Source organism: Tardiphaga sp. 215_C5_N2_1 (assembly GCF_052076055.1).
GTDB classification, from domain to species: Bacteria; Pseudomonadota; Alphaproteobacteria; order Rhizobiales; family Xanthobacteraceae; genus Tardiphaga; species Tardiphaga robiniae.
On sequence record NZ_CP197240.1, the window covers coordinates 1,990,668 to 2,014,938 of the forward strand.

The window sequence follows — 24,271 nt, forward strand, 5'->3', positions numbered from 1 at the left end:
TCAACCCTCCAGAGATTTGGCGGCGCCATGAATGGCGGCGCGGATGCGGACATAGGTGGCGCAGCGGCAGATGTTGCCGTTCATCGCCAGATCGATATCGTTGTCGGTGGGGGTCGGATTGACGCTGAGCAGCGCGGTGGCGCTCATCACCTGGCCGGATTGACAGTAGCCACATTGCGGCACGTCAAGCGCGACCCAGGCCGCCTGCACTGCCTTGGCTTCCTTGGAGTCGAGCCCTTCGATGGTAGTGATTTCGCTGGTGCCGATGGCCGAGACGGGCATTGAACACGAGCGGACGGTCTGGCCGTCCACATAGACCGTGCAAGCGCCGCATTGCGCGACCCCGCAGCCATATTTGGTGCCGGTGAGACCGGCCCCATCTCGAATTGCCCAGAGCAGAGGTGTGTTGGGATCGACGTCGACCTGACGGGCCTGACCGTTGATCTTGAGAGTGAACGCAGCCATCGCTGATGTCCTATGTCGTCGAATGTACGCCTACATTCGAGTTGTTCTAAACAGCCGACATCTACATCCGCATTGCGGAATAACCCATTCAATTATTTTTGTACCGCGCGGGAACGAAATTGGTTCTTGCGAAACGGCCCTTCAGACCAGTCGTCAGCTTTTCAGAGGCGCCGCGACGCTTCGATGCCGCTCAGGATGAGATCGATTCCGGCGAGAAAGTCCCTGCGGTCGTCGTGCCCCCGCAAATGTGCAGCCATGCTGCGGGTGAATGCATACGCGTCCGGATCGAGCTGAGACCAGGTGGTTGCGACCGCGTCCAGAAAGTCAGACCTGTCGATTCCTCGCGTCCGGCCGAGCTGCCCATTGGCCGCGTTCTGCGCACCGACGCCAAGGATGTAGTTCAGCAACGCACCCACCGTCGCCCACTGTTCCTCGTCCGGCACGCCAAGGGCGCGAACCTGCCGGCCGATGCGTTCGAGTATTCGCACCATGGGCAACTGCCCGGGAGCCCGTGTGAGCGCCGACCCAACCCACGGATGCGCGTCGATCGCGTCGAACATGCCCAGCGCGAGGGTGCGAATGATGGCCTGAGGCGTCGCGACGACCAGGGGCGCGTTCATCGCGCGGGCGATGATGGCGTCGCAGGCGGCGGTCAGCAGCTCGCCCTTGTTGGGCACGTGCCAATAAATAGCCCCGGGGCCCGTGGCGAGCCGCTCCGACAGAGCGCGGAATGTCAGACCATCTTCCCCGCTGCCGTCCAGAATCGCGATCGACGCTTCGATGATGCGATCCCGGGTGAGCGAGTCTTCGCGTCGTGGGCTGCTGCGAGTTTTCTTGGCCATGCCCCCACCTTGACATAAATGGAACACCGTTCCAATAGAATGGAATGCCATTCCATTGAGGCCTTGGAGAATGTCCCGGGCCCGCCTGTGACTGCAAAGGTGGCGAGATGAATACTCATGTGGCGATTGTCGGCGCGGGGCTCGGCGGCCTGACACTTGCCCGCGTGCTCCATGTTCACGGTATCGCAGCGACGATCTATGAAGCTGAAGCCTCCGCCGACTCGCGGGCACAAGGAGGCCTGCTCGATATTCACGAATACAACGGGCAGCTCGCACTTAAGGCGGCGGGATTGTTCGAAGCTTTCCGCGACATCGTCATCGTCGGTGCCGATGCCAAGCGCATACGCGACAAGGACGGCAAGCTGCTGTTTGACAGGCCTGACGCGGGCAACGGCAGTCGACCTGAGGTGGATCGAGGAGAGCTTCGCCAGATTCTGCTCGATTCCCTTCCTGCCGACACGATCCGTTGGGGACACAAACTCACCTCCGTGTCTCCACTCGGCGGCGGGCGGCACGCATTGACGTTCTCCCACGGCTCAACGGCAACGACCGATCTCCTCATAGGTGCCGACGGCGCGTGGTCACGCGTTCGTCCGCTTCTTTCAACAGCGAAGCCTGTCTATGTCGGCACGTCATTCATCGAGACGTTTCTTTTCAACGCCGACACCCGTCACAAGGCCAGCGCGGAAGCGGTTGGCGGCGGCACGCTGATGGCGATTGCACCGGGCCAGGGAATCTTTGCGCACCGACACGCCGATGGAACACTGCAGGGCTACGTGGCCCTGAACAGGCCGGAGGACTGGATTGCCCGCATCGACTTCTCGAACTGGACGAATGCCCTCGCCCGCATCGCCGCAGAATTCGACGACTGGGCTCCGGAACTGACAGCGCTCATCACCAACAGTCAGGCCGCCCCTGTGCTTCGCCCGATCTATGCGCTGCCGATCGAACACCGATGGGATCGCGTAGCCGGCGTCACGCTGCTCGGCGATGCCGCGCACCTGATGTCACCATTCGCCGGCGAAGGCGCCAATCTCGCAATGTTCGACGGTGCTGAACTTGGGCTCGCTCTCGCCGCTCATCCAGACGATGTGGAAGCCGCGCTTGTCGCTTATGAAACGGAGCTCTTTCCCCGCAGCGCGTCTGTTGCCGCGGAGACTGACCGGAATCTGAAGCTGTTCTTCAACGACAACGCGCCTCAGAGCGTGGTTGACCTGTTCACCAGCTTTCAGATCACCGAATAGCTGCCCTAAACCGCCACCGCGTAGGGCAGCCCCTTGCCCGCGTAAAACGCGTCGAGATTGGCAATGACGCAGTCCTGCATCGCCGTGTGCGAATCGAGCGTGTGACCACCGATATGCGGCGTCAGCACGACATTCGGCAAAGCCGTGAGTGCGTCGGGCGCGTGGGGCTCCTTCTCGAACACGTCGAGGCCGGCGCCGGCGATGGTCTTGTCCGTCAGCGCCGCTGTCAGCGCAGCCTGATCGATCACCGAGCCGCGCGAGATGTTCACGACGACGCCATTGGCGCCGAGCTTCTTCAGCATCGCGGCATCGATGATGCGGTTGGTATCGGCCCCTGCCCGCACGGCGATCATCAGCACGTCGCACCATTCGACCAGCGCTTCGAGGCTTGGCTCATAGCGATACGGCACATCATGCTTGCTGCGGCTGTGATAGGCGACATCGCATTCGAAGGCCGCGACGCGCGATGCGATCTTGCGGCCGATCTCGCCCATGCCATAGACGCCCACTCTGCGGCCGGGATTGCCGGGCTGCGGCGACATCAGCGGCGACGGCTTTGCCGACGACCAGCCACCCTCGCGCAAATACTGATCCGCAGGCAGCAAGCGCCGCGTCACCGCGAGCATCAGCGTGAGTGCCAGATCGGCGACCGAGGCCGCATTCGCGCCCGGGCTGTTGCCGACCACGATCTTGCGCTCGGCCGCAGCCTTGAAGTCGACGCCGTCATAGCCGGTGCCGTAGCAGATGATGGCGCCGAGCGCCGGCATCATGTCCATCACGTCTGCCTTGAGCACCTGACCGCCCGCGGTGATCAGCGCGCGCACGTCTTTCAGTTGGTCAGCGGAAAAGGTCTGCAGCGGTGGCTTGCCTGCAGCGTCTAGAAGATCGAAGTGCTCGCCGATGCGCACCATCTGGGACTTTGGGAAACGCGAATAGATCAGAACCTTCTCGGCCATCGGGACATTCCTGCTGGGTGAAAGAGCGGAAGACAAAAGAAAGGGCGGAACCGGTTGCCCGATTCCGCCCTGGTTTCTTGCAAGCCTTGTTCCGGCTTAGCCGAGCACGGTGCCCGTCTCAACCTTGACGCCGGGGCCCATGGTCGAAGACACAGCAACGCGCTGCAGATAGGTGCCCTTCGCGCCAGCCGGCTTCGCCTTGGAGACGGCATCGACCAGAGCCTTGATGTTTTCGACGAGCTTCTCTTCCGAGAAAGATGCCTTGCCGATACCAGCCTGCACGATGCCGGCCTTCTCGACGCGGAACTCGACCGAACCGCCCTTGGCACCCTTGACTGCGCCGGTGACGTCCATGGTCACGGTGCCGATCTTCGGGTTCGGCATCATGCCGCGCGGACCGAGCACCTTACCAAGGCGACCGACCAGCGGCATCATGTCGGGGGTTGCGATACAGCGATCGAAATCGATCTGACCGGCCTGAACCTTCTCGAACAGGTCTTCTGCACCGACGACGTCTGCACCGGCAGCCTTGGCTTCTTCAGCCTTCGGGCCACGGGCGAACACGCCGACGCGAAGCGTACGGCCGGTGCCGTTCGGCAGGGTGACGACGCCACGGACCATCTGGTCGGCGTGACGCGGATCGACGCCGAGATTCAGCGAAATTTCGATGGTCTCATCGAACTTCGACTTGGCGCGTTCCTTGACCATCTTGATGGCCTCGGCGACCGGATAGAGCTTCTCGCGGTCGATGCCCTCACGGGCCTTCTTCAAACGTTTTCCAATTGCCATGACCGTTTACCCCGCGACCTCGACACCCATCGAACGGGCAGAGCCCTCAACCATCTTCATGGCCGATTCAATGGTGTCGCAATTCAGATCCTTCATCTTCGCTTCGGCGATCTCGCGCACCTGCGCTTTGGTCACCGCGCCGGCCTTGTCACGACCCGGCAGCTTGGAGCCGGAGGTGAGCTTGGCGGCCTTCTTGATGAAGAAGGACATCGGGGGGGTCTTGAGGGCGAAGGTGAACGAACGATCGGCATAGATCGTGATCACCACCGGGATTGGGGTGTTCTTTTCTTCCTTCTGCGTCTGCGCGTTGAACGCTTTGCAGAATTCCATGATGTTCAAACCGCGCTGACCAAGCGCGGGACCGATCGGGGGCGAAGGGTTCGCCGCACCGGCCGGCACCTGAAGCTTCAGGTATCCGGTCACTTTCTTTGCCATGTGTCACTCCTGTTGTGCCGGTCATCGACCGGCTGTTTCAGGTTTCGTGGTTCGGTCGACAAGCGGTTGGCAACCGCCCTCTTCCTCCCACGGCCTTAGAAACGCGAGGCGAACCTCGCGCTATTGCGATCAGACCTTTTCGACCTGACCGAATTCCAGTTCGACCGGCGTGGCGCGGCCGAAGATCGACACTGCGACCTTCACGCGCGAGCGTGCTTCGTCGATTTCCTCGACGACGCCGGAGAACGACGCGAACGGACCATCGGCCACCTTCACGTTCTCGCCGATCTCGAACGACACCGACGCCTTCGGGCGCTCCACACCTTCCTGCACCTGGTGCAGAATGCGCATGGCTTCAGCTTCCGAAATCGGCATCGGCTTGTTTTCCGCGCCGAGGAAGCCCGTGACCTTCGGGGTATTCTTGATCAGATGAAACGCTTCGTCGGTGAGCTGCATCTTCACCAGCACGTAGCCCGGGAAGAACTTGCGCTCGGCGTCCATCTTGCGACCGCGACGTATTTCAGTGACCTTCTCGACCGGAACCAGAATCTGTTCGAACAGGTCTTCCAGGCCACGCTGCTTGGCCTGTTCCTTGATCGACTCCATCACCTTCTTTTCGAAATTCGAATAGGCGTGAACGATGTACCAGCGCATGCTCATAATTCTGTTCCGTCAGTGCATCGTGAGCAAAAAGGCGACGAGGTAGCGGATGACCTGATCCGCCGCAAAAAAGAAGATCGACGACAACGCCACCATGACGAAAACCATGATGGTCGTGATGGTCGTCTCGCGTCGCGAGGGCCACGTGACCTTGTTGGTCTCGGTGCGCACTTCCTGCAGGAATTTGAACGGGCTGAACGCCATCGTTATGTGATCCGCATCCGTCGTGAGACGATTGAATTGGTTTCAGAATCCGAACAGCCCTCTTGCGCCCAACCCTTTATTCAAGGATGAGCCGCCAAGCGGGCTCGTTCGTTCGGGGATTTGCCGCGTCGGATATCCGGTCACCGGGCCGACAGCGAGTGCAGCTTCCTACTTCGGACCGGACCAAAGGTCAAGGTATCCGGGCCGGACCGGCGGGAACCCTTCCCGCCACCGGATACCACCTGGATCAGCGTCCGCCCACCCCCGGCGACGGTTTGCCGACCGCGGCACGGACGTGCCGGACGACATGATCGGCGACGATGGCGTGGCCCTCTGCGGTAGGATGCACCGCGCCGCTATACATGGCCGCATAGACCGGCTGCAGGATGTCGAACTGGGTAAAGCCCGGCGAATGGACGTTTGCGGTCAGAAACGCGTCATTCGGGGTCCGGAACAGGCGCCAGCGGGACGCATAGGGCAGATAGGCCGCCGGGGAATACGGCGTAAACTCCTCCTTGCCGATCCAGCGTCGCGGCATCGCCATCGCCTCGCCGTCCGCCTGCGGCCGCTTCGGATCGCGCGCACAGAGCCCGCGTTTGGCGAATTCGCTCTGGTGATCGGTGATGAGCTGGAAGCCGGTTCCGGCGCCGGTGGCCAGCGCCGGGCAGCCCCCGCCCCGTCCGTTGGTGATGCAAGCGGTCCGGGCGAAGAAATCGTTCAGAAAGCTCACCGTCTCGGCCAGCCGTTCGCGCGACAGCACCAGCTTCTTGTGGACGTCGAGGCCGAGCGTCGGCTGCGCGCCGCACAGCGCGCCCGTCTCGTCGAACTGGATCGGCTCGTAAGCCGTCTGCAGGACCTTCGCGGGCGCCACGCCAAAACCGTCGCGCAAGGCATCGCGGAGCGCCACCATGCGCTCGTCGAGCTGCTCCATGTAAGCGCGCGAAACTTGCGGCGAGAACCGGATCTGCTTGCCGAGCAGGTTCGCGATCGGTGCGAGATCGCCGGCGGATTCGGTCATCGCATAGACCATCAGCGGCGAGAAGCCGACATCGTTGCCGCCGATCGACAGCAGCAGTGTGTCGATCGGACGCTTGCGCTCATTCGGCGCACACCAGGATTTTGTCACCGGCATATTGGCGACCTGCACGCTGCCGCTGGCATAGGTCGGCAGATTGTAGGTCGCACGCTGCGTGCGGCCCGCGGGGCTTTTGCAGATCAGATCGGCGAGTTGATCGAGCTGCGAACGCACCATCGCGTTGCCCGCGCCCTCACGCGCCTTCTTCTCGAGGAACAGACCTTCGGTCACCTCGGAGCCGGTACAGGCCAGGCTGACCAGCGTGATCGACCGGTGCGGATTTTCCAAACTGAGTTGCAGCCCGACGCGAAACGGATAGCCGTATTGCGAGCGGTGGCAATCGGGGCTGAGCCAGCGCGGATTGGCGGCATTGAACGCCTTGTCGAACTGCGCCGATGCGAGCGGGAAATAAAGCTCCTGCTCCTCGTCGGCGAGCTTGCGCCGTGGCAGGTTCTTGTAGTCGAAACTTCCCACCGGTGCAGCGGGGGTCAGTTTCTGCAGCGACTTGGCGGTGCTGCGCGTCGCCATCTCCTCGCGCATCAGGGTGGGATCGTAGACCATCTCGCGGACGGCGCTGAATGTCACCGGAACGTCCGGATTGCTTTCGCCCGAGGCAAAGGAATCGCCGAGCGCCACGATGAACAGATCCTCGACGACGACCTGCGGGTCGTTCAACGTACGACCGTCGGGCAATTTGACCTGGACCGATGCACCGGACAGGCTGCGATCGACGGCATAAGGCAGGCGCGTGATCTTGAGCGGTGTCGCGCAGGATTGCGTTGTGGTCTCGGTCCTGCTGCCCGGCCGCCGCGGCGTCCAGCTCCACACGCAATCATATGCGCCGGCTTCGGCAATGCGCTCGGGCGACAGCCGGATCAGCACCGTATGCGCATCCGGCAGCACGTAATCTTCCTTGGCCGTGCCCCACGAATAACGCCGGTCGCAACTCGCGAGATAGCGGCCCTGCCGGCTGTCGTAACAGACGGCGTCGATGGTCTGCGATGCCCAGCCGAGACGCGAGCGATCGTAGCGCGCCCGCGCGGTGTCTGCGCAACTGGTCGGGCTGGTCATGTCGCGGCAATCGGGATCGTTCAGCCGCCGCTCGGTGCGCCACACCACATCGGCGGGCGGCAGCACCATCTCGTTGCGCGCAGCGGGATAGCCGCGCTCATACATCGCGAAGGATGCGGCATTCTTGAAGAAGCGAAATGGACTTTCCACCTGCCAGAGCAGATCGGCGGCATAAGCACCATGACTCAATGACAAATGTCCAAAGGACGACAACAGCAACGTCGTGGCCCCCACGACGAACGTCACAAGTAATTTCATTCTCGACTTCCAGCTGAATTCCCAACGGGTGTGTCGCGCGCGCGGCAAGCCAGGTTCATCGCCGCGACCGCACGCCGCAGGGACGCAGCGCAACGGAAACGCGGGGAGCAGCACGATCGCGCATGATTGGCAAAGCCGATGTCGGACATGGCCATCAGCCCATTAAGCCAATTGCCCCGCGGATCGTCAGATTCCATTAACCCCGCGGCCAGACTAAAACGCGAGAAGCTACCCAGGTACTCCAGTAAGTGGATGTATTAGCAGACCTAAATGTTTTGATCGGCAGATTGCTTGTTTGATCGGCAATGCGACGGGCATCAGCGAATGACCAGCATCACCACCCTGTCCGAGGGAACCGACGCCTCCACGAGGGACCTCCGCAAGGATTCGGCATTGCGGATCGCGCGGCGGCGAACCGCCTATATCGCGCAGGCGTCGAGCTATCTGATCGATGCCGCGATCCTGCTGCTCTACGCCGTGATCGGCGTGACCACCGTGGCGACGGGGGTCGTGTATCTGGCCATCAGGCTCGCTGTGGTCGGCATCGCTGCCTATCTCTCGGAGATCCAGGTCAACGACCGTTTCAAGGACCCGTACCTCACGGTCCCTCTCTCCATCGTCAGCATCATCGTCCAGATCGGCGCGATCTATCTCGTGCCGCAGATCGGCTTCTACTTCATCTCCATCATTTTCGTCGTGCTCGGCTTCGCCGCACTCCGCATGAGCGCGCGCCAGACCGGCATCGTCTGGTCGACCGCAACGCTGGGCCTCGCACTGCTTTTCCTGATGACCGACAAGCCGATCGGCATTCCCATGGCAACCGCGACAGAGCGCGCTCTGGCGCTGGCCTGTTTCGTCAGCGCACTTGGCCGCTGTGCCAGCGCCGGCCTCTACGGCAGCTCGATGCGTGAACTGCTGTATCGTCGCAGCAACGACCTCGCGGCCGCCAATGCGCGGATCGAGGAACTCGCCCAACTGGACGAACTCACCGGCGCATTGAACCGGCGCTACATCATGAAGTGCCTGAACGACGAGATCGCCAAGGCTCAGCGCAACGCCACAACCTGCTGCATCGCGATCATCGACCTCGATCACTTCAAGAAGATCAACGACTGCTTTGGTCATCCCGTCGGCGACGAAGTGCTGCGCGCCTTTGCCATCTCGGTCTTCGCCAATATCCGCACTATCGACAGGTTCGGCCGTCAGGGCGGCGAGGAGTTTCTGCTGATCCTGCCGGACACCGACATTGATCTTGCGATCCAGACGCTGGATCGATTGCGCGGCCTGATCACGGAACTGAACTGGTCAGCGATTGCGCAGGATCTGACTCTGACGATATCCGCCGGGATCAGCGCCATCAGGCCCAACGATACGCCGGAAGACATTTTGGCGCGCGCCGACCTCGCGCTCTACAGAGCCAAGGATACCGGCCGCGACCGCGTGGTGGCCGCGCCGCAAAAGCGGCAGTTCAGCTGAAGGGGCAATCGGAGGCCCGCCTGCAAAGCGCGCTCAGGCTAAAATATATAGATATTTCAAAGGCTTAAAATGGCAGGGGCGGTAGGGCTCGAACCTACGACAACCGGTTTTGGAGACCGGTACTCTACCAACTGAGCTACACCCCTACAGGAAAACGGCGCACCGTCATTTCCGCGCCGTTTGAAGCATATGCGACGCCTGATTTGCAAGAGGCGAAGCGCCCCCTCCGAAATCAAATCCCGCCGGAATCAAAACGGCGGGCAAGGGAACTGTCCCCTGCCCGCCGCCTGTATCGATTACTCGATGATGCTAGCGACGACGCCTGCACCGCAGCCAAGTGCGGTATACCGCACTTGGGCATATTTTCTTTCGGTTGGACCTTTCGGAGTTGTTGCGTCGATCATTCAATGATCGATGCAACCACTCCGGCTCCAACCGTGCGGCCGCCTTCACGGATGGCGAAGCGCAGCTTCTCTTCCATCGCGATCGGCACGATCAGGTGCACTTCCATGGCGATGTTGTCGCCCGGCATCACCATTTCGGTGCCTTCCGGCAGATGCACCACACCGGTCACGTCGGTGGTGCGGAAGTAGAACTGCGGACGGTAGTTGGTGAAGAACGGCGTGTGACGGCCACCCTCTTCCTTGGTCAGAATGTAGGCCTCGGCCTTGAACTTGGTGTGCGGCTTCACCGAACCCGGCTTGCACAGCACCTGGCCGCGCTCGACGTCTTCACGCTTGGTGCCGCGCAGCAGTGCGCCGATGTTGTCGCCGGCCTGGCCCTGATCGAGCAGCTTGCGGAACATTTCAACGCCGGTGCAGATCGTCTTCTGCGTGGCGCGGATACCGACGATTTCGATTTCCTCGCCGACCTTGACGATGCCGCGCTCGACGCGGCCGGTCACGACCGTGCCACGGCCCGAGATCGAGAACACGTCTTCCACCGGCATCAGGAACGGCTGGTCAACCGGACGCTCCGGCTGCGGGATGTAGCTGTCGACATTCTTCATCAGTTCGAGAATGGCGTCGTGACCGAGCTTCTGATCCAAGTTTTCGAGAGCGGCCAGCGCCGAACCCTTGATGATCGGAATGTCATCGCCCGGGAAGTCGTACTTCGAGAGCAATTCACGGACTTCCATTTCCACGAGTTCGAGCAGCTCCGGATCGTCGACCATGTCGCACTTGTTCAGGAACACGACCAGGGCGGGCACGCCGACCTGGCGGGCGAGCAGGATGTGCTCGCGGGTCTGCGGCATCGGGCCGTCAGCGGCCGACACAACCAGGATGCCACCGTCCATCTGCGCGGCGCCGGTGATCATGTTCTTCACATAGTCGGCGTGGCCGGGGCAATCGACGTGGGCGTAGTGGCGGTTGGCGGTCTCGTATTCGACATGCGCGGTCGAAATGGTGATGCCGCGGGCCTTTTCCTCGGGCGCCTTGTCGATCTGGTCGTAAGCGGTGAACGTGGCACCGCCCGTCTCTGCCAGCACCTTCGTGATCGCCGCCGTCAGCGACGTCTTGCCGTGGTCAACGTGACCGATCGTACCAATATTGCAGTGCGGCTTGTTACGTTCAAATTTTGCTTTGGCCATAGATCCACCTGTTAAGCCACGCCCGTGCGCAGCACCAAACCGGCGGCTGGTTACAAGGGAAAACGGCCCTGTTCAAGCCCGAACTTCTGGGCCAAGCTCGTCCAACCATGCCGGCGAGCCCCCTATGTAAGTCGGCAAATGACAAGATCAATCAAAGCACTATCGGGAGCCCACATGAACGCCCAAACTGCCGCAAAACACGCCATTTCCCTCGAGACCCCCGAGCTGCCGCAGGCCCAGCCGGAAACGCTGGGATTGTCATCAAACCGTCTTCAAATCATGTCGGACGCGTTCAAGCGCGAGATCGACAAGGGCACCACGCCGGGCGTCACCATGCTGGTCTCCCGCCGCGGCCAGATCGGCTATTTCGAGGCCTTCGGTAAGCAGACCCCGGACGGCGCCACTGCGATGTCGAAGGACAGCCTGTTCCGCATCTTCTCGATGACCAAGCCGATCGTCTCGCTGGGCATCATGCAGCTGGTCGAGAACGGCCACATCCTGCTGAACGACCCGCTGGCGAAATACATCCCCGCATTCACCGAGACCAAGGTCGGCGTCGAGCGCAATGGCGCGCTCGAACTGGCGCTGCCGCTGCGCCCGATCACGATCCAGGACCTGCTGCGCCACACCTCGGGCATCTCCTATGAGATCACCGGCAACGGCATGGTGCAGCGGATGTACCAGAAGTCGAATCTGCGCAATCGCAACATCACCAATGAAGAACACGCGACAATCGTTGCCGGCCTGCCGCTGATCTGCCAGCCCGGCAGCGAGTGGAACTACAGCCGCTCCACCGATATTCTCGGCCGCGTCATCGAGGTCGTGTCCGGCAAGTCGCTGGGCAGCTATCTCACCGAGAATATTCTTGCACCGCTGCAGATGGCGGAGACCGGCTTCCACACCGCGGCATCCAACAAGGATCGCATCGCGCACCCCTTCCCCACCGATCCCTGGACCGGCGAGAAAGTCGCGCTGTTCGATCCGCTCGAAATTCCGAAGATGGAATCCGGCGGCGGCGGACTGGTATCAAAGACCATGGACTATGCGCGCTTCTGCCAGATGCTGCTCAATGGCGGCACGCTGGACGGCGTCAGAGTGATCGGCAGCCGCACGCTGCACCTGATGGCGTCCAATCACCTCAGCCCCAATGTGAAGCTGGAGACACATCTCGTGCCGCCCGGCCACAGCTTCGGCCTCGGCTTCGCCGTGCGCACGGACGATGGTCACGCGCCTTATGCGGGATCGAAGGGGCAATTCTTCTGGAGCGGCGTCGCCGGCACGTTCTTCTGGATCGATCCGCAGGAAGAACTGTTCGCAGTGTTCATGTCGCAGGGGCCGGGGCAGCGGGAGTATTTCAGGACACTGATCCGGAGTTTGGTCTACGCGGCTGTGGAGTGACGACGTAGTCGTCATTCCGGGGCGTGGCCGGCAATTGCCGGACACGAACCCGGAATCCCGACATGGCCTGGCGCTGTCGGAGACTCCCATGTCGAGGTTCCGGGTTCGCGGCCGCCGCCTTGCGGCGTCCTCGCCCCGGAATGACGAGATTGATCTCAGCTAATCGTCGCGCCGCCGTCGATCACCATGGTCTGGCCGGTCATGAAATTCCCGGCTGCAGATCCCAGGAACACTGCAGCGCCTGCGATTTCATCGGGGATGCCGATGCGCAGCAGCGGCGAGCGTGCGGTGGAGGCCTTGAGGTTCTCCGGATTGTCCCACAGCGCTTTCGCAAAGTCGGTCTTGATGAGGCCGGGCGCGATGCAGTTCACACGGACATTGAACTTGCCGTATTCGCAGGCGAGATTGCGCGCGAGCTGCATGTCGGCGGCTTTCGAGATCGCATAGGCGCCCAGGATCGTCGAGCCTTTCAACCCGCCGATCGACGACACGATGATCACCGAGCCATCCTTGCGTTCGATCATGTCCGGCACGACCATGCTGGTCAGCCAGTTGTTGGCGACGATGTTGTTGTCGAGAATCTTGCGGAACTGATCGTCGGAGATACCAGCCAGCGGCCCGTAATACGGATTCGACGCAGCGTTACACACCAGCACGTCGATCTTGCCGAACGCCTTCTTGCTCTCGTCGACGAGGTTCTGCAGGTTCTCCTTGCTGGAGATGTTCGCGGCGATCGCCACCGCAGTCCCCTTGCCTAACTGGGCGTTGATCTCCTTCGCCACCTCGTCGCAGACATCCTGCTTGCGCGACGAGATCACCACCTTGGCGCCGTGCTCCGCCATGCGCTCGGCAATGGCGCGGCCGATGCCACGCGTCGAGCCGGTAATGACGGCAACTTTTCCGGTCATGTCGAACAGGTTCATGTGTGTTTCTCCCTAGTTTTTTTCTGTTTGAGTTTTCCTCCGTCATTGCGAGGAGCGAAGCGACGAAGCAATCCAGTCCTTCTTGTTGACGAAAAGAACTGGATTGCTTCGTCGCCAAGAGGCTCCTCGCAATGACGGCTATGACTAAGCCAGTTTCGTCGGCGTCACTTCCGGCCCCGCCGGCTGATGCATCGCTGCATGCGACGGATCGGCGATCCATGGCTGCTGGTTGACCATCGGAATGCGCCAGCCACTGTGGCCGTCGCTGGCGAGATGATCGAGCCGCGTCACCGAGCAGTTGTCGATGGTGAAAGCGAGGCCGCGATCCGGCTGATCGTTGAGCGCAAGACCGATGGCCGCCTTGATCGTGCCGCCATGCGCGACCGCAATGATATCCTTGCCGGCGTGCTCGGCATTGATGCGTTCGATGCCACGGCGGACGCGGTTGTAGAGATCCATGAAGCTTTCGCCATTCGGCGATGGCTCGTCGATCGGCGCGAACCAATAGCTGCCGACATTGATGGGACGGCTGGCGAAGAACGCGGCGCGGTTCATGCCCTGCCAGTCGCCGAGATGCTGTTCGGCGAAATCCGCTTCATGCGGCATCGCGTCGGGCTTCGGAAATCCCGCGGCCCAGATCGCACTCGCCGTCTGATGTGTGCGCTTGAGATTGCTGGCGACCCAGACAGCATTGCGCGGCAGGATCTTGCCGACCGCATCGAACACCACGCGGTCGCTGCAGTCGCAGTCCATGTCCTTCTGGCCATAGATGTTGCCGCCGTCACTCCGCACCGGGGCGTGTCGCACCCACCACCACCGCGTCGCCGTCACGCCTTGAGGGACTGTATGCTGCGCCACGAACGGTTTCTCGGCGTTGGACATCGTGACCACCCTTCAATACTGTTTCATCCGTCCTACGTCAGAGCGCGAAGCGCCTCAAGCATCTTCGCAGCTTGGCACGCATCATTGAATTCCATATGGCGGCACGCCGCACAAAAAACATACAGGGAGAGAGTTATGGGCCGCCTCGCAGGCAAATCCGTCATCATCACCGGCGCAGGTAGCGGCATCGGCCGCGCCGCAGCGCAATTGTTCTCGCTGGAAGGCGCGAAGCTCATCATCGTCGACCGCAGCGAGAGCGTGCATGAGACAGCCAAACTTGTGAGCGATGCCGGCGGCACCATTGAAGCGATCACGGCGGATGCCGGTTCCGAGAGCGATGTGAAAGCCTATGTCGAGAAGGCACTGTCAAAATACGGCAAGCTCGACGCGATCTGGGCCAATGCCGGCATATCAGGCGGCCTCGTGCCGCTGCTAGAGCAGACCGTCGAGCAATGGCAAGAGATCCTGCGCATCAATCTGATCGGGCCGTTCCTCGCAATCAAGCATTCCATGCCGCATATGGTGAAACAGGGGCACGGCTCCATCGTCCTCACCGCCTCTGTCGCAGGCCTGAAGTCCGGCGCCTCCGGCCATCCCTATGCGTCGAGCAAGGCCGGCGTCATCAGCCTGGTGCAGACCACGGCCTATTCGCTCTCCGGCACCGGCGTGCGCATCAATGCGGTGTGCCCCGGCCTGATCGAGACCGGCATGACCAAGCCGATCTTCGACAATGCCAAGGAGCGCGGCACGCAGGGCAAGATCGGCCAGCTCAATCCGCTGAAGCGCGCCGGCCAACCGCATGAACTCGCGGCGATGGGATTGTTTCTGGCGAGCGACGAAGCGTCCTATGTGAATGGCCAGGCGATCCCGGTGGACGGCGGCCTCACGGCGTCGATGCCTTACGCGGGCAAACCAATCTAAGACGGAACGCGGGATGGGTTTGGCTTCGCTCAACTCATCCTGCGATCCAGAACAACTGCTGCATGGCCTCCTCGCGGTGCGGCCAATACGGCAAGCGCCGAGGCCACCTGAATGGCGACGCCGATGAAAATCGGTGTCGCGTAGCCGCCCGTAAGGTCGCGCAGAAGCCCCATGGTTGCCGGCCCACAGGCATTGATCACGCCGGCAATCCCGATGGACAGCCCGAGCACAACGCTGAACGCGTTCGACGGGAATTCGCGCTGAACGATTAGCGCCGGCAGCGTGATCAGATTGCCCATCGAAAAGCCGAACACCGCACAGGCAAGGAATAGCCCGGTCGTGCTGGTCGAGAATCCCAATACGCTCAGTGCCGCAGCCTGGCTGAAGATCGATACCGCGGCAGCGCGGCGTGGGTCGACGCGGTCGGCAACGAGACCAAGCGTAATGCGCCCGACCAGCGACATGGCCGTTGTGAGCGAGACCGCGCCGCCCGCCGACTGAAATCCGATTACCGGCGTCAGGATCGATATCTGATGCACGATGAACGCAACCTGCACCAGGATCGCGAACGCGAATGGTGCGGTCAAGCTCCAGAACCCGGGATCGCGCAGGAGGTCTGCACGTGACAATGGCGGAGCCGCATGCACAGCTTCGGCAATCCGCCGTTCCCCTGCGCGCGGGAATCGAACCATGATTGCCACGACCGGCACGAGCACGATCGCCAACACGGCGGCGGCGATATCCAGCGCGTGACGAAATCCGGTCGCTTCGACCAGCAGGACCAGACCGGGCATCAACAAGATGCCACTGAACGTCGCCCCGGTGAAGGTGAGACTGATCGCCAGGCCGCGCTTGCGGTCGAACCACGCACCGACGATCGCCGCAGCGGTGATCGTCCCGAGGCCGACCCAGGCCAGCGCGAGCACGACAAAGCCCGCATAGAGATGCAGCAGGGAGTCCGCCGATGCCAGCAACACAAGACCTGTCGCAAGCGCGGCGATACCCGCAAGGACCAGGCTGCGCGGCCCGATCCAGCGCAACAGATCGCTGACGAACATCGATAGCAGGGAGCCCAGTACGAGGCAGAGCGTACTTCCCGTTGCGATTAACCCGGTCGGCCAATCGTTGAGGCGGCGGAGTTCGGCGACATAGATGCCCTGCCCGTACAGGCCGAAACCGAAGATCGAGATCTGGACCAGAAACAGGGCGGCAACAATCCGCCAGCCCATATAGCGCAACGACGTCTCGTCAGCCGGATCGGTCTCGGCCATCGCATGCGTTTGCATTTCCCCACCGCCGCGCTCAATGCGTCCCCATAGAACGCTACCTATGATTGCGGCGCCATGCCATCGCTGCGTATCGGATGGCGGTCAAGAAATAACGCAGACAGTTACAATCCGTCAGGCGGAGCGTTCGACGAATTCGTCGCCAGCAAACGGTCGCGGACGCGCTCGCGGTGGAACGTGTAGATGCCGGACAGTACGATCACGCTCGCGCCGAGCACCATCATGGCGTCGGGCACGTCACCGAAGACCAGATAGCCCAGCAGCATCGCGTAGAGCATCTGCGAATAGCGCATCGGCGCGACCGATGAGACGTCACCGACGCGCAATGCGAGGATGACGCACTGGAATCCGATCAGCGTCATCACCGCCGCCAGCGCCAGCAAAGCGAGCGAATAAAACGATAGCGCAGTCCAGTCCCCGTGCAGCAGGGTGAACACTGCCCCTGCCAGGGTCACCGCAACGGCGGTGAGAAAGGTCACGAACAGCGTGGGAATTTCGGCCGGGATGCGTTTGGTGACGAGATCGCGCGTGGCGTAGAACAACACCGATAGCAGCGCCACCAAAGTGAACTGGCTGAACCCCTCGGCGCCCGGCCGCACGATGATCAGCACGCCAATGAAGCCCGCGGCAATCGCCAACCATCGGCGCCACCCCACCGGCTCGCCCAGGATCAGCACGGCGCCGCAGGTCATCACCAGCGGCAGCGATTGAACGATGGCGGTCACATTGGCGAGCGGCAGCGCGCTGACCGCGACTAGGAACAGCGCCGAGCCGCCGATCTCCCCGGAGATACGCAGCGCCACCGACGGCACGAACAGCAACCGCAGCGGCCGTAGCGCGCCCTGATGCACCGCCAGCGCACCGATCATCACGCTGGCAAACAGCCCGCGCAGCATCATCACCTGGCTGAAATGCATCTGCACGGTGAGAAATTTAGCGATCGCGTCGTTGACGCTGAAACTTGCCATGGAGACAGCCATCAGCAGGCTGCCGCGTAGATTGGGAGAGAGAGGCAAAACAATCCTGAGTGAGTTACGGTCGGAGCAGACAGGCTCCGAACAGAGCAAGACTCAGGCCAAATGATTGCGCCTCATGTGCACGAAGACGGACGTGCGAGCCAGATGGCTCACGCGTCCCTGCCATTCACTGCGCGCCGGACTGATGGCCGGGCGCCAAGCCTACAACCCATCCGGCGGCATGCTCGGCGCACTGGCCGCCGGCAACCGGTTGCGAACACGCTCGCGATGGAACGCATAAAGACCGGACAGCACGATCACCGACGCGCCGAGAACCATCGGGCCGTCCGGCACATCGCCGAACACGAGGTAGCCAAGCAACATGGCCCACAGCAGTTGCGAGTACCGGAACGGCGCAACAGCGGAGATATCGCCGGCGCGCAACGCCAGGATCACACACTGATATCCAATCAGCACCAGCACAGCGGCGAGCAATAACAGCGCCAACGCGCCGTTCGATGGCGGTGTCCAGCCGCCCAGCGGAACGAGCAGGATGGCGCCAACGATCGTCACGACGATCGTCGTCAAAAACGTGACGAACAGTGAAGGGATTTCGGTCGGAATGCGCTTGGTCGCGAGATCGCGCACGGTACAGAACGCGACCGACAACAGCGCCAGCAGCGAAAACTGGTTGAATCCTTCCACGCCGGGCCGGACCACAATGAGAACGCCGACGAAGCCCGCGGCGATCGCCAGCCAGCGCCGCCAGCCCACCTGCTCACCGAAGATGAGTGCCGCACCGAGCGTGATCGCGAGTGGCAACGATTGAAAGATCGACGATACGTTCGCAAGGGGCAGATGTGCGAGCGACGCCAGAAAAGTCACGGTGCCGCCGATCTCGCCGAATACGCGCAGCGCCACAGACGGCACGAACAGGATGCGCAGCGGACGCAGGGCCTTCCGCTGGGTGGCGAGCGCGCCGATCAGCACGACGGCGAACAGACCGCGCACCAGCATCACCTGGCCGAAGTTCATGTGCAGCGTCAGGAATTTCGTGAGCGCGTCGTTGAGGCTGAAGCCGGCCATGGCCGTGGCCATCAGCACGCTGCCGCGAAGACTGGGAGAGAAAGACAAGTGCGTTTCCAGGTCGATCGACGCAGCAGCACTTGCTGCGGCCGGCCCTCTTGGCGGGGCATCTCTGAAGCGATCATGAAAGAGGCGCGATCCCCAGTCGGTCGCGCCTCTTCAATCGTTTATTTCGCGCCCGCGAGCTGCGCATATTTCCACGACGCCTGCGCCAGCGGCACCGTGCGCTTGGCGGATTCCATCGCCTTGGCGGACGACGCGGTGCCATCGCGAACACGACCGGCAATGCCCTGCAGAATGCCGGTGAGCCGGAACAGGTTGTAGCAATAGTACCAGTTCAGATCCGGCACGCTCTTGCGGCCGGCCTTGTCGCAATAGATTTTGGCGGCCTCGTCCATGGTCGGGATGTTGAGCGCCTTGAAGTCGAGCCCGTCGAGGCCCGGCATGATCCACTGCATCAAAAGATAAGTGAAGTCGGCCATCGGATCGCCCAATGTCGACAGTTCCCAGTCGAGCACCGCCTGCACCTTCGGCTGCGTCGTATGGAACACCATGTTGTCGATGCGGTAGTCACCATGCACCACCGACACCCGCTCCTGCTCTGGAACCGACGTCGGCAGCCATTCGATCAGCCGTTCCATTTCCGGAATGAGCTGCGTCTCCGAGGCGCGGTACTGCTTGGTCCAGCGATCGACCTGACGGGAAAAGTAATTACCGGGACGGCCGAAGTCGCCGAGCCCGATTTTTTCGGGATCGTAGCTGTGCAGTTGCGCCAGCGTCTCGATCTTCGCCGTGAAGATCGCGCGGCGATCTTCCTTCGGCACCGTTGGCAGCGCCGGATCCCAGAAGATCCGGCCGTCTTCCATCGACATGATGTAGAACGCCGAACCGATGACATTGTCATCGGTGCAGAGTGCGTAGGCCTTGGCGACCGGGAAGCCCTGCTTGCCCAATGCCGCGATCACCTTGTATTCGCGATCGACGGCGTGCGCCGATGGCAAAAGCTTGCCGAACGGCTTGCGCCGCATCACGTAGGATTGCTTCGGCGTATTCAGCCGATAGGTCGGGTTGCTTTGTCCGCCCTTGAATTGCAGGACGGTCAGCGGTCCCTCATAGCCTTCCACATGCTCGCGCATCCAGGCTTCGAGGCTCATCTCGTCGAAGCGATGCCGCTCCTCCACTGGCCTCGTGCCGTTATACTCGTCGTCGCGCTTCACACCATCGGTCACGTCAGTCTCCGCTTAGCGTTTCTTAGTGCTTCGACTCATTGGCATACTTGCGCAGTTCGAGCCGCGCAATGGCACGGTTGTGCACCTCGTCCGGACCGTCGGCGAGACGCATGGTGCGCATCGACGCGTAGTCACGGGCGAGACCCGCATCGTCGGACACGCCGGCGGCACCGTAAGCCTGGATCGCATTGTCGATGATCTTCAGCGCCATGTTGGGGCCGGAGACCTTGATCATCGCGATTTCGAGCTGGGCGGTCTTGTTGCCGACCTTGTCCATCATGTCGGCGGCCTTGAGGCAGAGCAGACGGTTCATCTCGATATCGGTGCGGGCTTCAGCAATGCGCTGCTCCCAGATCGAATATTCGATGATCTTCTTGCCGAAGGCGGTGCGCGACGACAGCCGGCGCACCATCTTCTCCAGCGCCTCTTCGGCCTTGCCGATGGTGCGCATGCAATGATGGATGCGGCCGGGACCGAGACGGCCCTGCGCGATCTCGAAGCCGCGGCCTTCGCCGAGCAGGATGTTGCTGGCGGGAACGCGGACATTGTCCAGCTTCACCCGCGCATGGCCATGCGGTGCATCGTCGAAGCCGAACACCGGCAGCATCTTCTCGATCGTCACACCCTTGGCATCGCGCGGCACCAGGATCTGCGACTGCTGCTGGTGCTTCGCCGCGCTCGGATCGGTCTTGCCCATCACGATCATGACGGCGCAGCGCGGATCGCCCATGCCCGACGACCACCACTTGGTGCCGTTGATGACGTATTCGTCGCCGTCACGCTTGATCGAGGTCTCGATATTGGTCGCGTCCGACGATGCGACATCCGGCTCGGTCATCAGGAAGGCGGAGCGTATCTCGCCGTTCATCAGCGGCTTCAGCCACTTCTGCTTATGCTCTTTCGAGCCGTAGCGCATGAACACTTCCATATTGCCGGTGTCAGGCGCCGAGCAGTTGAACACTTCCGAGGCCCAGCCGATATGGCCCATCTGTTCGGCGAGCAGCGCATATTCCAGATTGCTCAGTCCCGCGCCGTGGAATTCGTCGTCTTCATGCGACGACGGCGGCATGAACATGTTCCACAGGCCTTCGGCCTTCGCCTTCTTCTTCAATTCCTCGACGATCGGGATCACCTTCCAGCGCTCGCCCGCTTCGTCCTGCTGACGATAGATCGGCACGGCGGGGCGGACATGCTTGGTCATGAAGGAGGACACGCGCTCGAGCCATTCGCGCTGGCGGTCCGACATATTGAAATCCATGGGGCGATCCTCGCGTTTTTTAGAATTGTTGGCGGCACTGTTGTCCCGTCGCTGGATCACCGCAAGAGCAAATTTGTCTCTGCTGATGCGGCACAGATCCGCGCGGGGGCGATGGCGTTGAGCAGATGCAATATGCCATCAGGCGCACATTGACATTTCCCGACGCTCAAACGATAGTTTCATACACGCGTTTGAAATGCAATGACCCCGATCCGCGCCAATCGCATGGGGCCATGTTGCAAAAGGACCGTTTTGATCAGGACGATCGCATGGCAGCAGACCACACACGGACGGCGATCATCACCGCAGCCGAACGGCTCTATGCCGAACGCGGCTTTGCGGATGTGACCATGCGTGACATCGTCGCCGCAGCGGACGTCAATCTCGCGGCGGTAAATTATCATTTCGGCAGCAAGGACGAGCTGATCGCCGAACTGTTCGTGACGCGCAGCCTCGCCACCAATCGCGAGCGCCTGCGCGAATTGAAGGCGGCGGAGGAAGCCGGCGACGGCCGCGCCGACATCCATGCGATCTTTGCCGCCCTCGTCGGCCCGACGCTGCGCGGCTGCCTCGGCCCCGAGAAACAGCGCTCGGACGCCGCGCGCTTCATGATCCGCGCCTCGATCGAATCCGTGCCGCCGATCCGCAAGATCAAGAACCGCGAGGTCGATCACCTCAAGCGCTTCGCCGCGGCGATGCGCCGGTCCCTGCCCGATCAGGACCCCGCGGATATCTTCTGGGCGCTGCATTTTGCGCTGGCCATGGCGCACCAGACCATCCGCGACAGCGAACGCCTGACGCGCATATCCGACGGGCTGTGCGACCTCAACGATGTGCAGGCGATCACCGACCGCGTGGTTGCAGTCGCGGTCATGGCGCTGACGGGGAAACCGGCCAAGGCCGCGCAGAAGGAACCGGCCAAAGCGAAAGCGCGCGCCTGAACGGTAAAGCCCGGTTCCGCTTCAGATTGCTCGTGACGTCCCGCCGATTCGCGGCGTAGGACGGGAGCGGATCGGGACCGCATCATGAGCGCACAGGACGCCATCGACTTCGTGTCGGACAACATTGCGGAAGTGGGCACGCTGATGCGCTCGCTGTCCGGCCGCTATGAAGGCATTTTCGGCAATCTGCGCGCCGCCTATGGCGTCGCCTTCGAACAGGCGGACAGCATCGCCGACGCCGCGCGCGACGCGACCGCCATCGCGGATGCCGCCACCGCAGCCATTCGCGACAACATCCCGAACCAGCCGGGCAATGCCTGCACCAGCGGCTGCGCGGCCTGCTGTCATCTCTATGTCCAGGTGCCCCCCGGCACGGCGATTGTGATGGCGCAGCATATCGCCGCGCATTTCACGCCGGACGAACAGGCGGCACTGCGCACCCGCCTCGAAGTCGCCGCGGCTGCCGCGCGCGATGCCCCCGACGTCATGAAACTTCGCATGCGCTGCGCGCTGCTCGGATCGGACAATCGCTGCACGGTCTATGAGGTCCGCCCGCTGACCTGCCGCGCCTTCACCTCGCGCTCGGTGGCGCGCTGCCACGACGTGGTGTTCGGCGACGTGCCTGAGGGCACCGGCGTCGAACAGAACGCCGCGCATTTCCGCATTCACATGGAAGCGACCTTCGCGCTGGAACAGGCAGCGCGCAATCGCGGCCTGCCCGATACGCAGAAGGGACTGGCCCAGGCGCTGCTGGACGAGATGGGAACCATCGCAGGGCCTGCGCCGGAAGCTAAGCGCCATGCCGGTTCGTGATGGCGAATGCGCGACCCCGCTCACGACCAACAGCCGACATGATCGATGAGTATTCCCGTCCCTTCGTCGCGCGAGTCTACGTTTATATCCAGGGGCTGACGCCCTCCCCGCCACCGGCTATCGGCGCCGCGATTTGCGTGAGTGCTGGACTGGCGCAGGCGCAGCCGGCTGCGACACGAGTGAGCCCGATTGGTTTGTGACGTAGCCGCGCGATTCCTGCAGCCGGCGCTGATAGCCCGGCGAGTTCATGAAGCTGCTGCCACCGCCTCGGGCAGATGCCGCGTCAGCGAGCGCGAGTTCAGCAACGGCAGCCAGGATGAGCAGCGCAGCTTTCTTTGACATGATGGTCATAGTTCGAACCTCTCCGACCTGAGCAAGCAGCGCAAGGCAAAATCGTTCCGATAATCACATGGCACATGGAACGAGGCTGCGAGAGCGCACCAGTGTTCCCGATCACCGCACCGTGATCCTCGCCCACGTAATCATCGCGATCCCCGAACGTAACTCTCACGGCACCACGCCAAAGCGTTACGTGAAAGGACGAAATATGAGAGCGTTTTATGCGGCAGTCACCGGGCTGGGCATTGCCCTGCTGAGTGCAGCCACCATTTCCGCCGCAAGCGCAGCCGAGACGGTTCGCGTGCGCGGCACGGTCGAGAGTGTCGACGGCGCGAAGCTGACGGTCAAAACCCGCGAGGGCAATTCGACCGCGATCAAGCTGAACGACAACTGGAAAGTCACCGGCGTGGCCAAGGCCTCGCTCAACGACATCAAGCCCGGCGACTTCGTCGGCATCGCCTCGCTGCCCAAGTCCCGCGGCGGCGACGGCGCCCTTGAGGTCCTGATCTTTCCGGCGGGCATGAAGGGCACCGGCGAAGGCAGCTATCCCTGGGATCTGAAGCCGAACAGCACCATGACCAACGCCACCGTCACCAACGCCGTCAAGGACGTCGACGGCCGCAACATCACGGTGACCTTCCACGGCAAGGAAAAGACCATCTCGGTCGCGGATGACACGACAGTCGTGACCTTTGCGGCTGCCGCGCAGGCTGACCTGAAGCCCGGCATGACGGTGTTCGTGCCGTCGCAGAAGGCGGATGACGGAACGCTCACCACCGGCAACGTGGTCGCCGGCACCAATGGCGTCGTGCCGCCGATGTAAACTAGCCTGACGGTGCGATATCCGCATCGCACAGGAGGATCAGTCGAGTGGCTTGTCGTCGTCGGTCGGAGGCTCTGCCTCCGGCGAGCAGATGTCGCCGCCGCCGAACTGATCCTCCGGAGCGGGGTGATCTCCGAGAATCGTGAGCGGGTCCGGCTTTTCGCCCGGACCTTCCGGGGCCCGCTCCGCTGGCTTGCGAACATTCATGCTGGTGCCTCCCTGTGCATGCCAACGCGGCCCCGTGCAATCCGTTGCATGGGAGGCGACGTCTGCGTTCTGAATGGGAGCGTCCTAGATCCGCGCCGCGATCAGCTGACGGATAAACTCCGGCGCCTTCGCGCTGAACAGGC

25 protein-coding genes and 1 tRNA gene are annotated in these 24,271 nt (G+C 62.2%); 7 read left to right on the forward strand and 19 right to left on the reverse strand.

Going from position 1 to position 24,271, the window contains the following annotated elements; translation table 11 throughout:
- Together AB7828_RS09480 and AB7828_RS09485 are read right to left on the reverse strand one after the other, a co-directional pair.
- The gene (locus tag AB7828_RS09480; protein ID WP_068731522.1) at positions 1-465 is read right to left on the reverse strand and encodes a (2Fe-2S)-binding protein; all 465 of its coding nucleotides are present in this window, start codon (positions 463-465) and stop codon (positions 1-3) included.
- Between the two features lie 161 nt (positions 466-626).
- On the reverse strand, positions 627-1,307 hold the full coding sequence (locus tag AB7828_RS09485; protein ID WP_441229993.1) for a TetR/AcrR family transcriptional regulator: 681 nt from the start codon (positions 1,305-1,307) through the stop codon (positions 627-629).
- Between the two features lie 107 nt (positions 1,308-1,414).
- Between AB7828_RS09485 and AB7828_RS09490 the strand changes: the two genes are divergently transcribed.
- Complete coding sequence (locus AB7828_RS09490; protein WP_441229994.1) at positions 1,415-2,551, forward strand: FAD-dependent oxidoreductase; 1,137 nt, start codon at positions 1,415-1,417, stop codon at positions 2,549-2,551.
- Between the two features lie 5 nt (positions 2,552-2,556).
- On the opposite strand, the gene AB7828_RS09495 is transcribed toward AB7828_RS09490, so the two are convergent.
- From AB7828_RS09495 to AB7828_RS09520, 6 genes are all read right to left on the reverse strand, one after another.
- Positions 2,557-3,507, reverse strand: coding sequence for a 2-hydroxyacid dehydrogenase (locus tag AB7828_RS09495; RefSeq protein ID WP_093762203.1), 951 nt, complete (start codon positions 3,505-3,507; stop codon positions 2,557-2,559).
- Between the two features lie 96 nt (positions 3,508-3,603).
- Positions 3,604-4,296, reverse strand: coding sequence for a 50S ribosomal protein L1 (gene rplA / locus AB7828_RS09500; protein WP_089268281.1), 693 nt, complete (start codon positions 4,294-4,296; stop codon positions 3,604-3,606).
- Between the two features lie 6 nt (positions 4,297-4,302).
- Positions 4,303-4,731, reverse strand: a complete 429-nt coding sequence (gene rplK / locus AB7828_RS09505; protein ID WP_068731528.1) for a 50S ribosomal protein L11 — start codon at positions 4,729-4,731, stop codon at positions 4,303-4,305.
- A gap of 129 nt (positions 4,732-4,860) precedes the next feature.
- Positions 4,861-5,391: a transcription termination/antitermination protein NusG gene (nusG, locus tag AB7828_RS09510; RefSeq protein ID WP_068731530.1), complete on the reverse strand. Its 531-nt coding sequence runs from the start codon at positions 5,389-5,391 to the stop codon at positions 4,861-4,863.
- 12 nt (positions 5,392-5,403) lie between these two features.
- On the reverse strand, positions 5,404-5,595 hold the full coding sequence (secE, locus tag AB7828_RS09515; RefSeq protein WP_068731532.1) for a preprotein translocase subunit SecE: 192 nt from the start codon (positions 5,593-5,595) through the stop codon (positions 5,404-5,406).
- A gap of 247 nt (positions 5,596-5,842) precedes the next feature.
- Positions 5,843-7,999, reverse strand: coding sequence for a hypothetical protein (locus AB7828_RS09520; RefSeq protein ID WP_441229995.1), 2,157 nt, complete (start codon positions 7,997-7,999; stop codon positions 5,843-5,845).
- 324 nt (positions 8,000-8,323) lie between these two features.
- Here AB7828_RS09520 and AB7828_RS09525 point away from each other — a divergent pair, with 324 nt between their 5' ends.
- Positions 8,324-9,475 carry a GGDEF domain-containing protein gene (locus AB7828_RS09525; protein WP_441229996.1) on the forward strand — a complete coding sequence of 384 codons (1,152 nt, stop codon included), beginning with the start codon at positions 8,324-8,326 and terminating at the stop codon, positions 9,473-9,475.
- A 70-nt stretch (positions 9,476-9,545) separates the two neighbouring features.
- Here the strand turns inward: AB7828_RS09525 and AB7828_RS09530 are convergent.
- Together AB7828_RS09530 and tuf are read right to left on the reverse strand one after the other, a co-directional pair.
- A tRNA-Trp gene (locus AB7828_RS09530) sits at positions 9,546-9,621 on the reverse strand.
- A 254-nt stretch (positions 9,622-9,875) separates the two neighbouring features.
- Entirely contained in the window at positions 9,876-11,066 is a 1,191-nt protein-coding gene (gene tuf, locus AB7828_RS09535; protein ID WP_441229997.1) for an elongation factor Tu, read from the reverse strand.
- A gap of 174 nt (positions 11,067-11,240) precedes the next feature.
- Between tuf and AB7828_RS09540 the strand changes: the two genes are divergently transcribed.
- Positions 11,241-12,464, forward strand: a complete 1,224-nt coding sequence (locus AB7828_RS09540) for a serine hydrolase domain-containing protein (protein WP_441229998.1) — start codon at positions 11,241-11,243, stop codon at positions 12,462-12,464.
- A 155-nt stretch (positions 12,465-12,619) separates the two neighbouring features.
- Here AB7828_RS09540 and AB7828_RS09545 read toward each other — a convergent pair whose 3' ends face one another.
- Positions 12,620-13,387 carry an SDR family NAD(P)-dependent oxidoreductase gene (locus tag AB7828_RS09545; protein ID WP_309945069.1) on the reverse strand — a complete coding sequence of 256 codons (768 nt, stop codon included), beginning with the start codon at positions 13,385-13,387 and terminating at the stop codon, positions 12,620-12,622.
- 144 nt (positions 13,388-13,531) lie between these two features.
- On the reverse strand, positions 13,532-14,269 hold the full coding sequence (locus AB7828_RS09550; RefSeq protein WP_309945066.1) for a histidine phosphatase family protein: 738 nt from the start codon (positions 14,267-14,269) through the stop codon (positions 13,532-13,534).
- Between the two features lie 135 nt (positions 14,270-14,404).
- Here AB7828_RS09550 and AB7828_RS09555 point away from each other — a divergent pair, with 135 nt between their 5' ends.
- Positions 14,405-15,190, forward strand: coding sequence for an SDR family NAD(P)-dependent oxidoreductase (locus AB7828_RS09555; RefSeq protein WP_120293134.1), 786 nt, complete (start codon positions 14,405-14,407; stop codon positions 15,188-15,190).
- Positions 15,191-15,219: 29 nt separating this feature from the next.
- Here the strand turns inward: AB7828_RS09555 and AB7828_RS09560 are convergent, their stop codons facing one another.
- The 5 genes from AB7828_RS09560 to AB7828_RS09580 all read right to left on the reverse strand — a co-directional run bounded on the left by AB7828_RS09560 (position 15,220) and on the right by AB7828_RS09580 (position 21,005).
- Positions 15,220-16,476, reverse strand: coding sequence for an MFS transporter (locus AB7828_RS09560; protein ID WP_441229999.1), 1,257 nt, complete (start codon positions 16,474-16,476; stop codon positions 15,220-15,222).
- A 104-nt stretch (positions 16,477-16,580) separates the two neighbouring features.
- Positions 16,581-17,543, reverse strand: coding sequence for a DMT family transporter (locus tag AB7828_RS09565; RefSeq protein ID WP_441230000.1), 963 nt, complete (start codon positions 17,541-17,543; stop codon positions 16,581-16,583).
- Positions 17,544-17,654: 111 nt separating this feature from the next.
- Positions 17,655-18,566 carry a DMT family transporter gene (locus AB7828_RS09570; RefSeq protein ID WP_441230001.1) on the reverse strand — a complete coding sequence of 304 codons (912 nt, stop codon included), beginning with the start codon at positions 18,564-18,566 and terminating at the stop codon, positions 17,655-17,657.
- Between the two features lie 119 nt (positions 18,567-18,685).
- Positions 18,686-19,747, reverse strand: coding sequence for a phosphotransferase family protein (locus tag AB7828_RS09575; protein ID WP_068731551.1), 1,062 nt, complete (start codon positions 19,745-19,747; stop codon positions 18,686-18,688).
- A 22-nt stretch (positions 19,748-19,769) separates the two neighbouring features.
- Positions 19,770-21,005: an acyl-CoA dehydrogenase family protein gene (locus AB7828_RS09580; RefSeq protein ID WP_068731553.1), complete on the reverse strand. Its 1,236-nt coding sequence runs from the start codon at positions 21,003-21,005 to the stop codon at positions 19,770-19,772.
- A gap of 269 nt (positions 21,006-21,274) precedes the next feature.
- Here AB7828_RS09580 and AB7828_RS09585 point away from each other — a divergent pair, with 269 nt between their 5' ends.
- Positions 21,275-21,946, forward strand: a complete 672-nt coding sequence (locus tag AB7828_RS09585) for a TetR/AcrR family transcriptional regulator (protein ID WP_441230002.1) — start codon at positions 21,275-21,277, stop codon at positions 21,944-21,946.
- 84 nt (positions 21,947-22,030) lie between these two features.
- Positions 22,031-22,759, forward strand: a complete 729-nt coding sequence (locus AB7828_RS09590; protein WP_441230003.1) for a YkgJ family cysteine cluster protein — start codon at positions 22,031-22,033, stop codon at positions 22,757-22,759.
- 117 nt (positions 22,760-22,876) lie between these two features.
- Here AB7828_RS09590 and AB7828_RS09595 read toward each other — a convergent pair whose 3' ends face one another.
- Entirely contained in the window at positions 22,877-23,110 is a 234-nt protein-coding gene (locus AB7828_RS09595; protein ID WP_093762152.1) for a hypothetical protein, read from the reverse strand.
- 196 nt (positions 23,111-23,306) lie between these two features.
- Here AB7828_RS09595 and AB7828_RS09600 point away from each other — a divergent pair, with 196 nt between their 5' ends.
- A complete protein-coding gene (locus tag AB7828_RS09600; RefSeq protein ID WP_441232215.1) occupies positions 23,307-23,921 on the forward strand; it encodes a hypothetical protein in 615 nt (204 codons plus the stop codon).
- Between the two features lie 39 nt (positions 23,922-23,960).
- Here the strand turns inward: AB7828_RS09600 and AB7828_RS09605 are convergent, their stop codons facing one another.
- Positions 23,961-24,128, reverse strand: coding sequence for a hypothetical protein (locus tag AB7828_RS09605; protein ID WP_158596884.1), 168 nt, complete (start codon positions 24,126-24,128; stop codon positions 23,961-23,963).
- Positions 24,129-24,271: the final 143 nt, after the last annotated feature.

Excerpts from the sequence above, each read along its gene's own strand:
- AB7828_RS09590 (WP_441230003.1), top strand. The coding sequence starts at position 22,031 with ATGAGCGCACAGGACGCCATCGACTTCGTGTCGGACAACATTGCGGAA.
- AB7828_RS09485 (WP_441229993.1), bottom strand. The coding sequence starts at position 1,307 with ATGGCCAAGAAAACTCGCAGCAGCCCACGACGCGAAGACTCGCTCACC.
- nusG (WP_068731530.1), bottom strand. The coding sequence starts at position 5,391 with ATGAGCATGCGCTGGTACATCGTTCACGCCTATTCGAATTTCGAAAAG.
- tuf (WP_441229997.1), bottom strand. The coding sequence starts at position 11,066 with ATGGCCAAAGCAAAATTTGAACGTAACAAGCCGCACTGCAATATTGGT.
- AB7828_RS09600 (WP_441232215.1), top strand. The coding sequence starts at position 23,307 with ATGAGAGCGTTTTATGCGGCAGTCACCGGGCTGGGCATTGCCCTGCTG.
- AB7828_RS09490 (WP_441229994.1), top strand. The coding sequence starts at position 1,415 with ATGAATACTCATGTGGCGATTGTCGGCGCGGGGCTCGGCGGCCTGACA.
- AB7828_RS09545 (WP_309945069.1), bottom strand. The coding sequence starts at position 13,387 with ATGAACCTGTTCGACATGACCGGAAAAGTTGCCGTCATTACCGGCTCG.
- AB7828_RS09495 (WP_093762203.1), bottom strand. The coding sequence starts at position 3,507 with ATGGCCGAGAAGGTTCTGATCTATTCGCGTTTCCCAAAGTCCCAGATG.
- AB7828_RS09585 (WP_441230002.1), top strand. The coding sequence starts at position 21,275 with ATGGCAGCAGACCACACACGGACGGCGATCATCACCGCAGCCGAACGG.
- AB7828_RS09555 (WP_120293134.1), top strand. The coding sequence starts at position 14,405 with ATGGGCCGCCTCGCAGGCAAATCCGTCATCATCACCGGCGCAGGTAGC.
- AB7828_RS09580 (WP_068731553.1), bottom strand. The coding sequence starts at position 21,005 with ATGGATTTCAATATGTCGGACCGCCAGCGCGAATGGCTCGAGCGCGTG.
- AB7828_RS09550 (WP_309945066.1), bottom strand. The coding sequence starts at position 14,269 with ATGTCCAACGCCGAGAAACCGTTCGTGGCGCAGCATACAGTCCCTCAA.
- AB7828_RS09520 (WP_441229995.1), bottom strand. The coding sequence starts at position 7,999 with ATGAAATTACTTGTGACGTTCGTCGTGGGGGCCACGACGTTGCTGTTG.
- AB7828_RS09480 (WP_068731522.1), bottom strand. The coding sequence starts at position 465 with ATGGCTGCGTTCACTCTCAAGATCAACGGTCAGGCCCGTCAGGTCGAC.
- rplA (WP_089268281.1), bottom strand. The coding sequence starts at position 4,296 with ATGGCAATTGGAAAACGTTTGAAGAAGGCCCGTGAGGGCATCGACCGC.
- AB7828_RS09525 (WP_441229996.1), top strand. The coding sequence starts at position 8,324 with ATGACCAGCATCACCACCCTGTCCGAGGGAACCGACGCCTCCACGAGG.
- AB7828_RS09605 (WP_158596884.1), bottom strand. The coding sequence starts at position 24,128 with ATGAATGTTCGCAAGCCAGCGGAGCGGGCCCCGGAAGGTCCGGGCGAA.
- AB7828_RS09595 (WP_093762152.1), bottom strand. The coding sequence starts at position 23,110 with ATGACCATCATGTCAAAGAAAGCTGCGCTGCTCATCCTGGCTGCCGTT.
- secE (WP_068731532.1), bottom strand. The coding sequence starts at position 5,595 with ATGGCGTTCAGCCCGTTCAAATTCCTGCAGGAAGTGCGCACCGAGACC.
- AB7828_RS09560 (WP_441229999.1), bottom strand. The coding sequence starts at position 16,476 with ATGCAAACGCATGCGATGGCCGAGACCGATCCGGCTGACGAGACGTCG.
- rplK (WP_068731528.1), bottom strand. The coding sequence starts at position 4,731 with ATGGCAAAGAAAGTGACCGGATACCTGAAGCTTCAGGTGCCGGCCGGT.
- AB7828_RS09540 (WP_441229998.1), top strand. The coding sequence starts at position 11,241 with ATGAACGCCCAAACTGCCGCAAAACACGCCATTTCCCTCGAGACCCCC.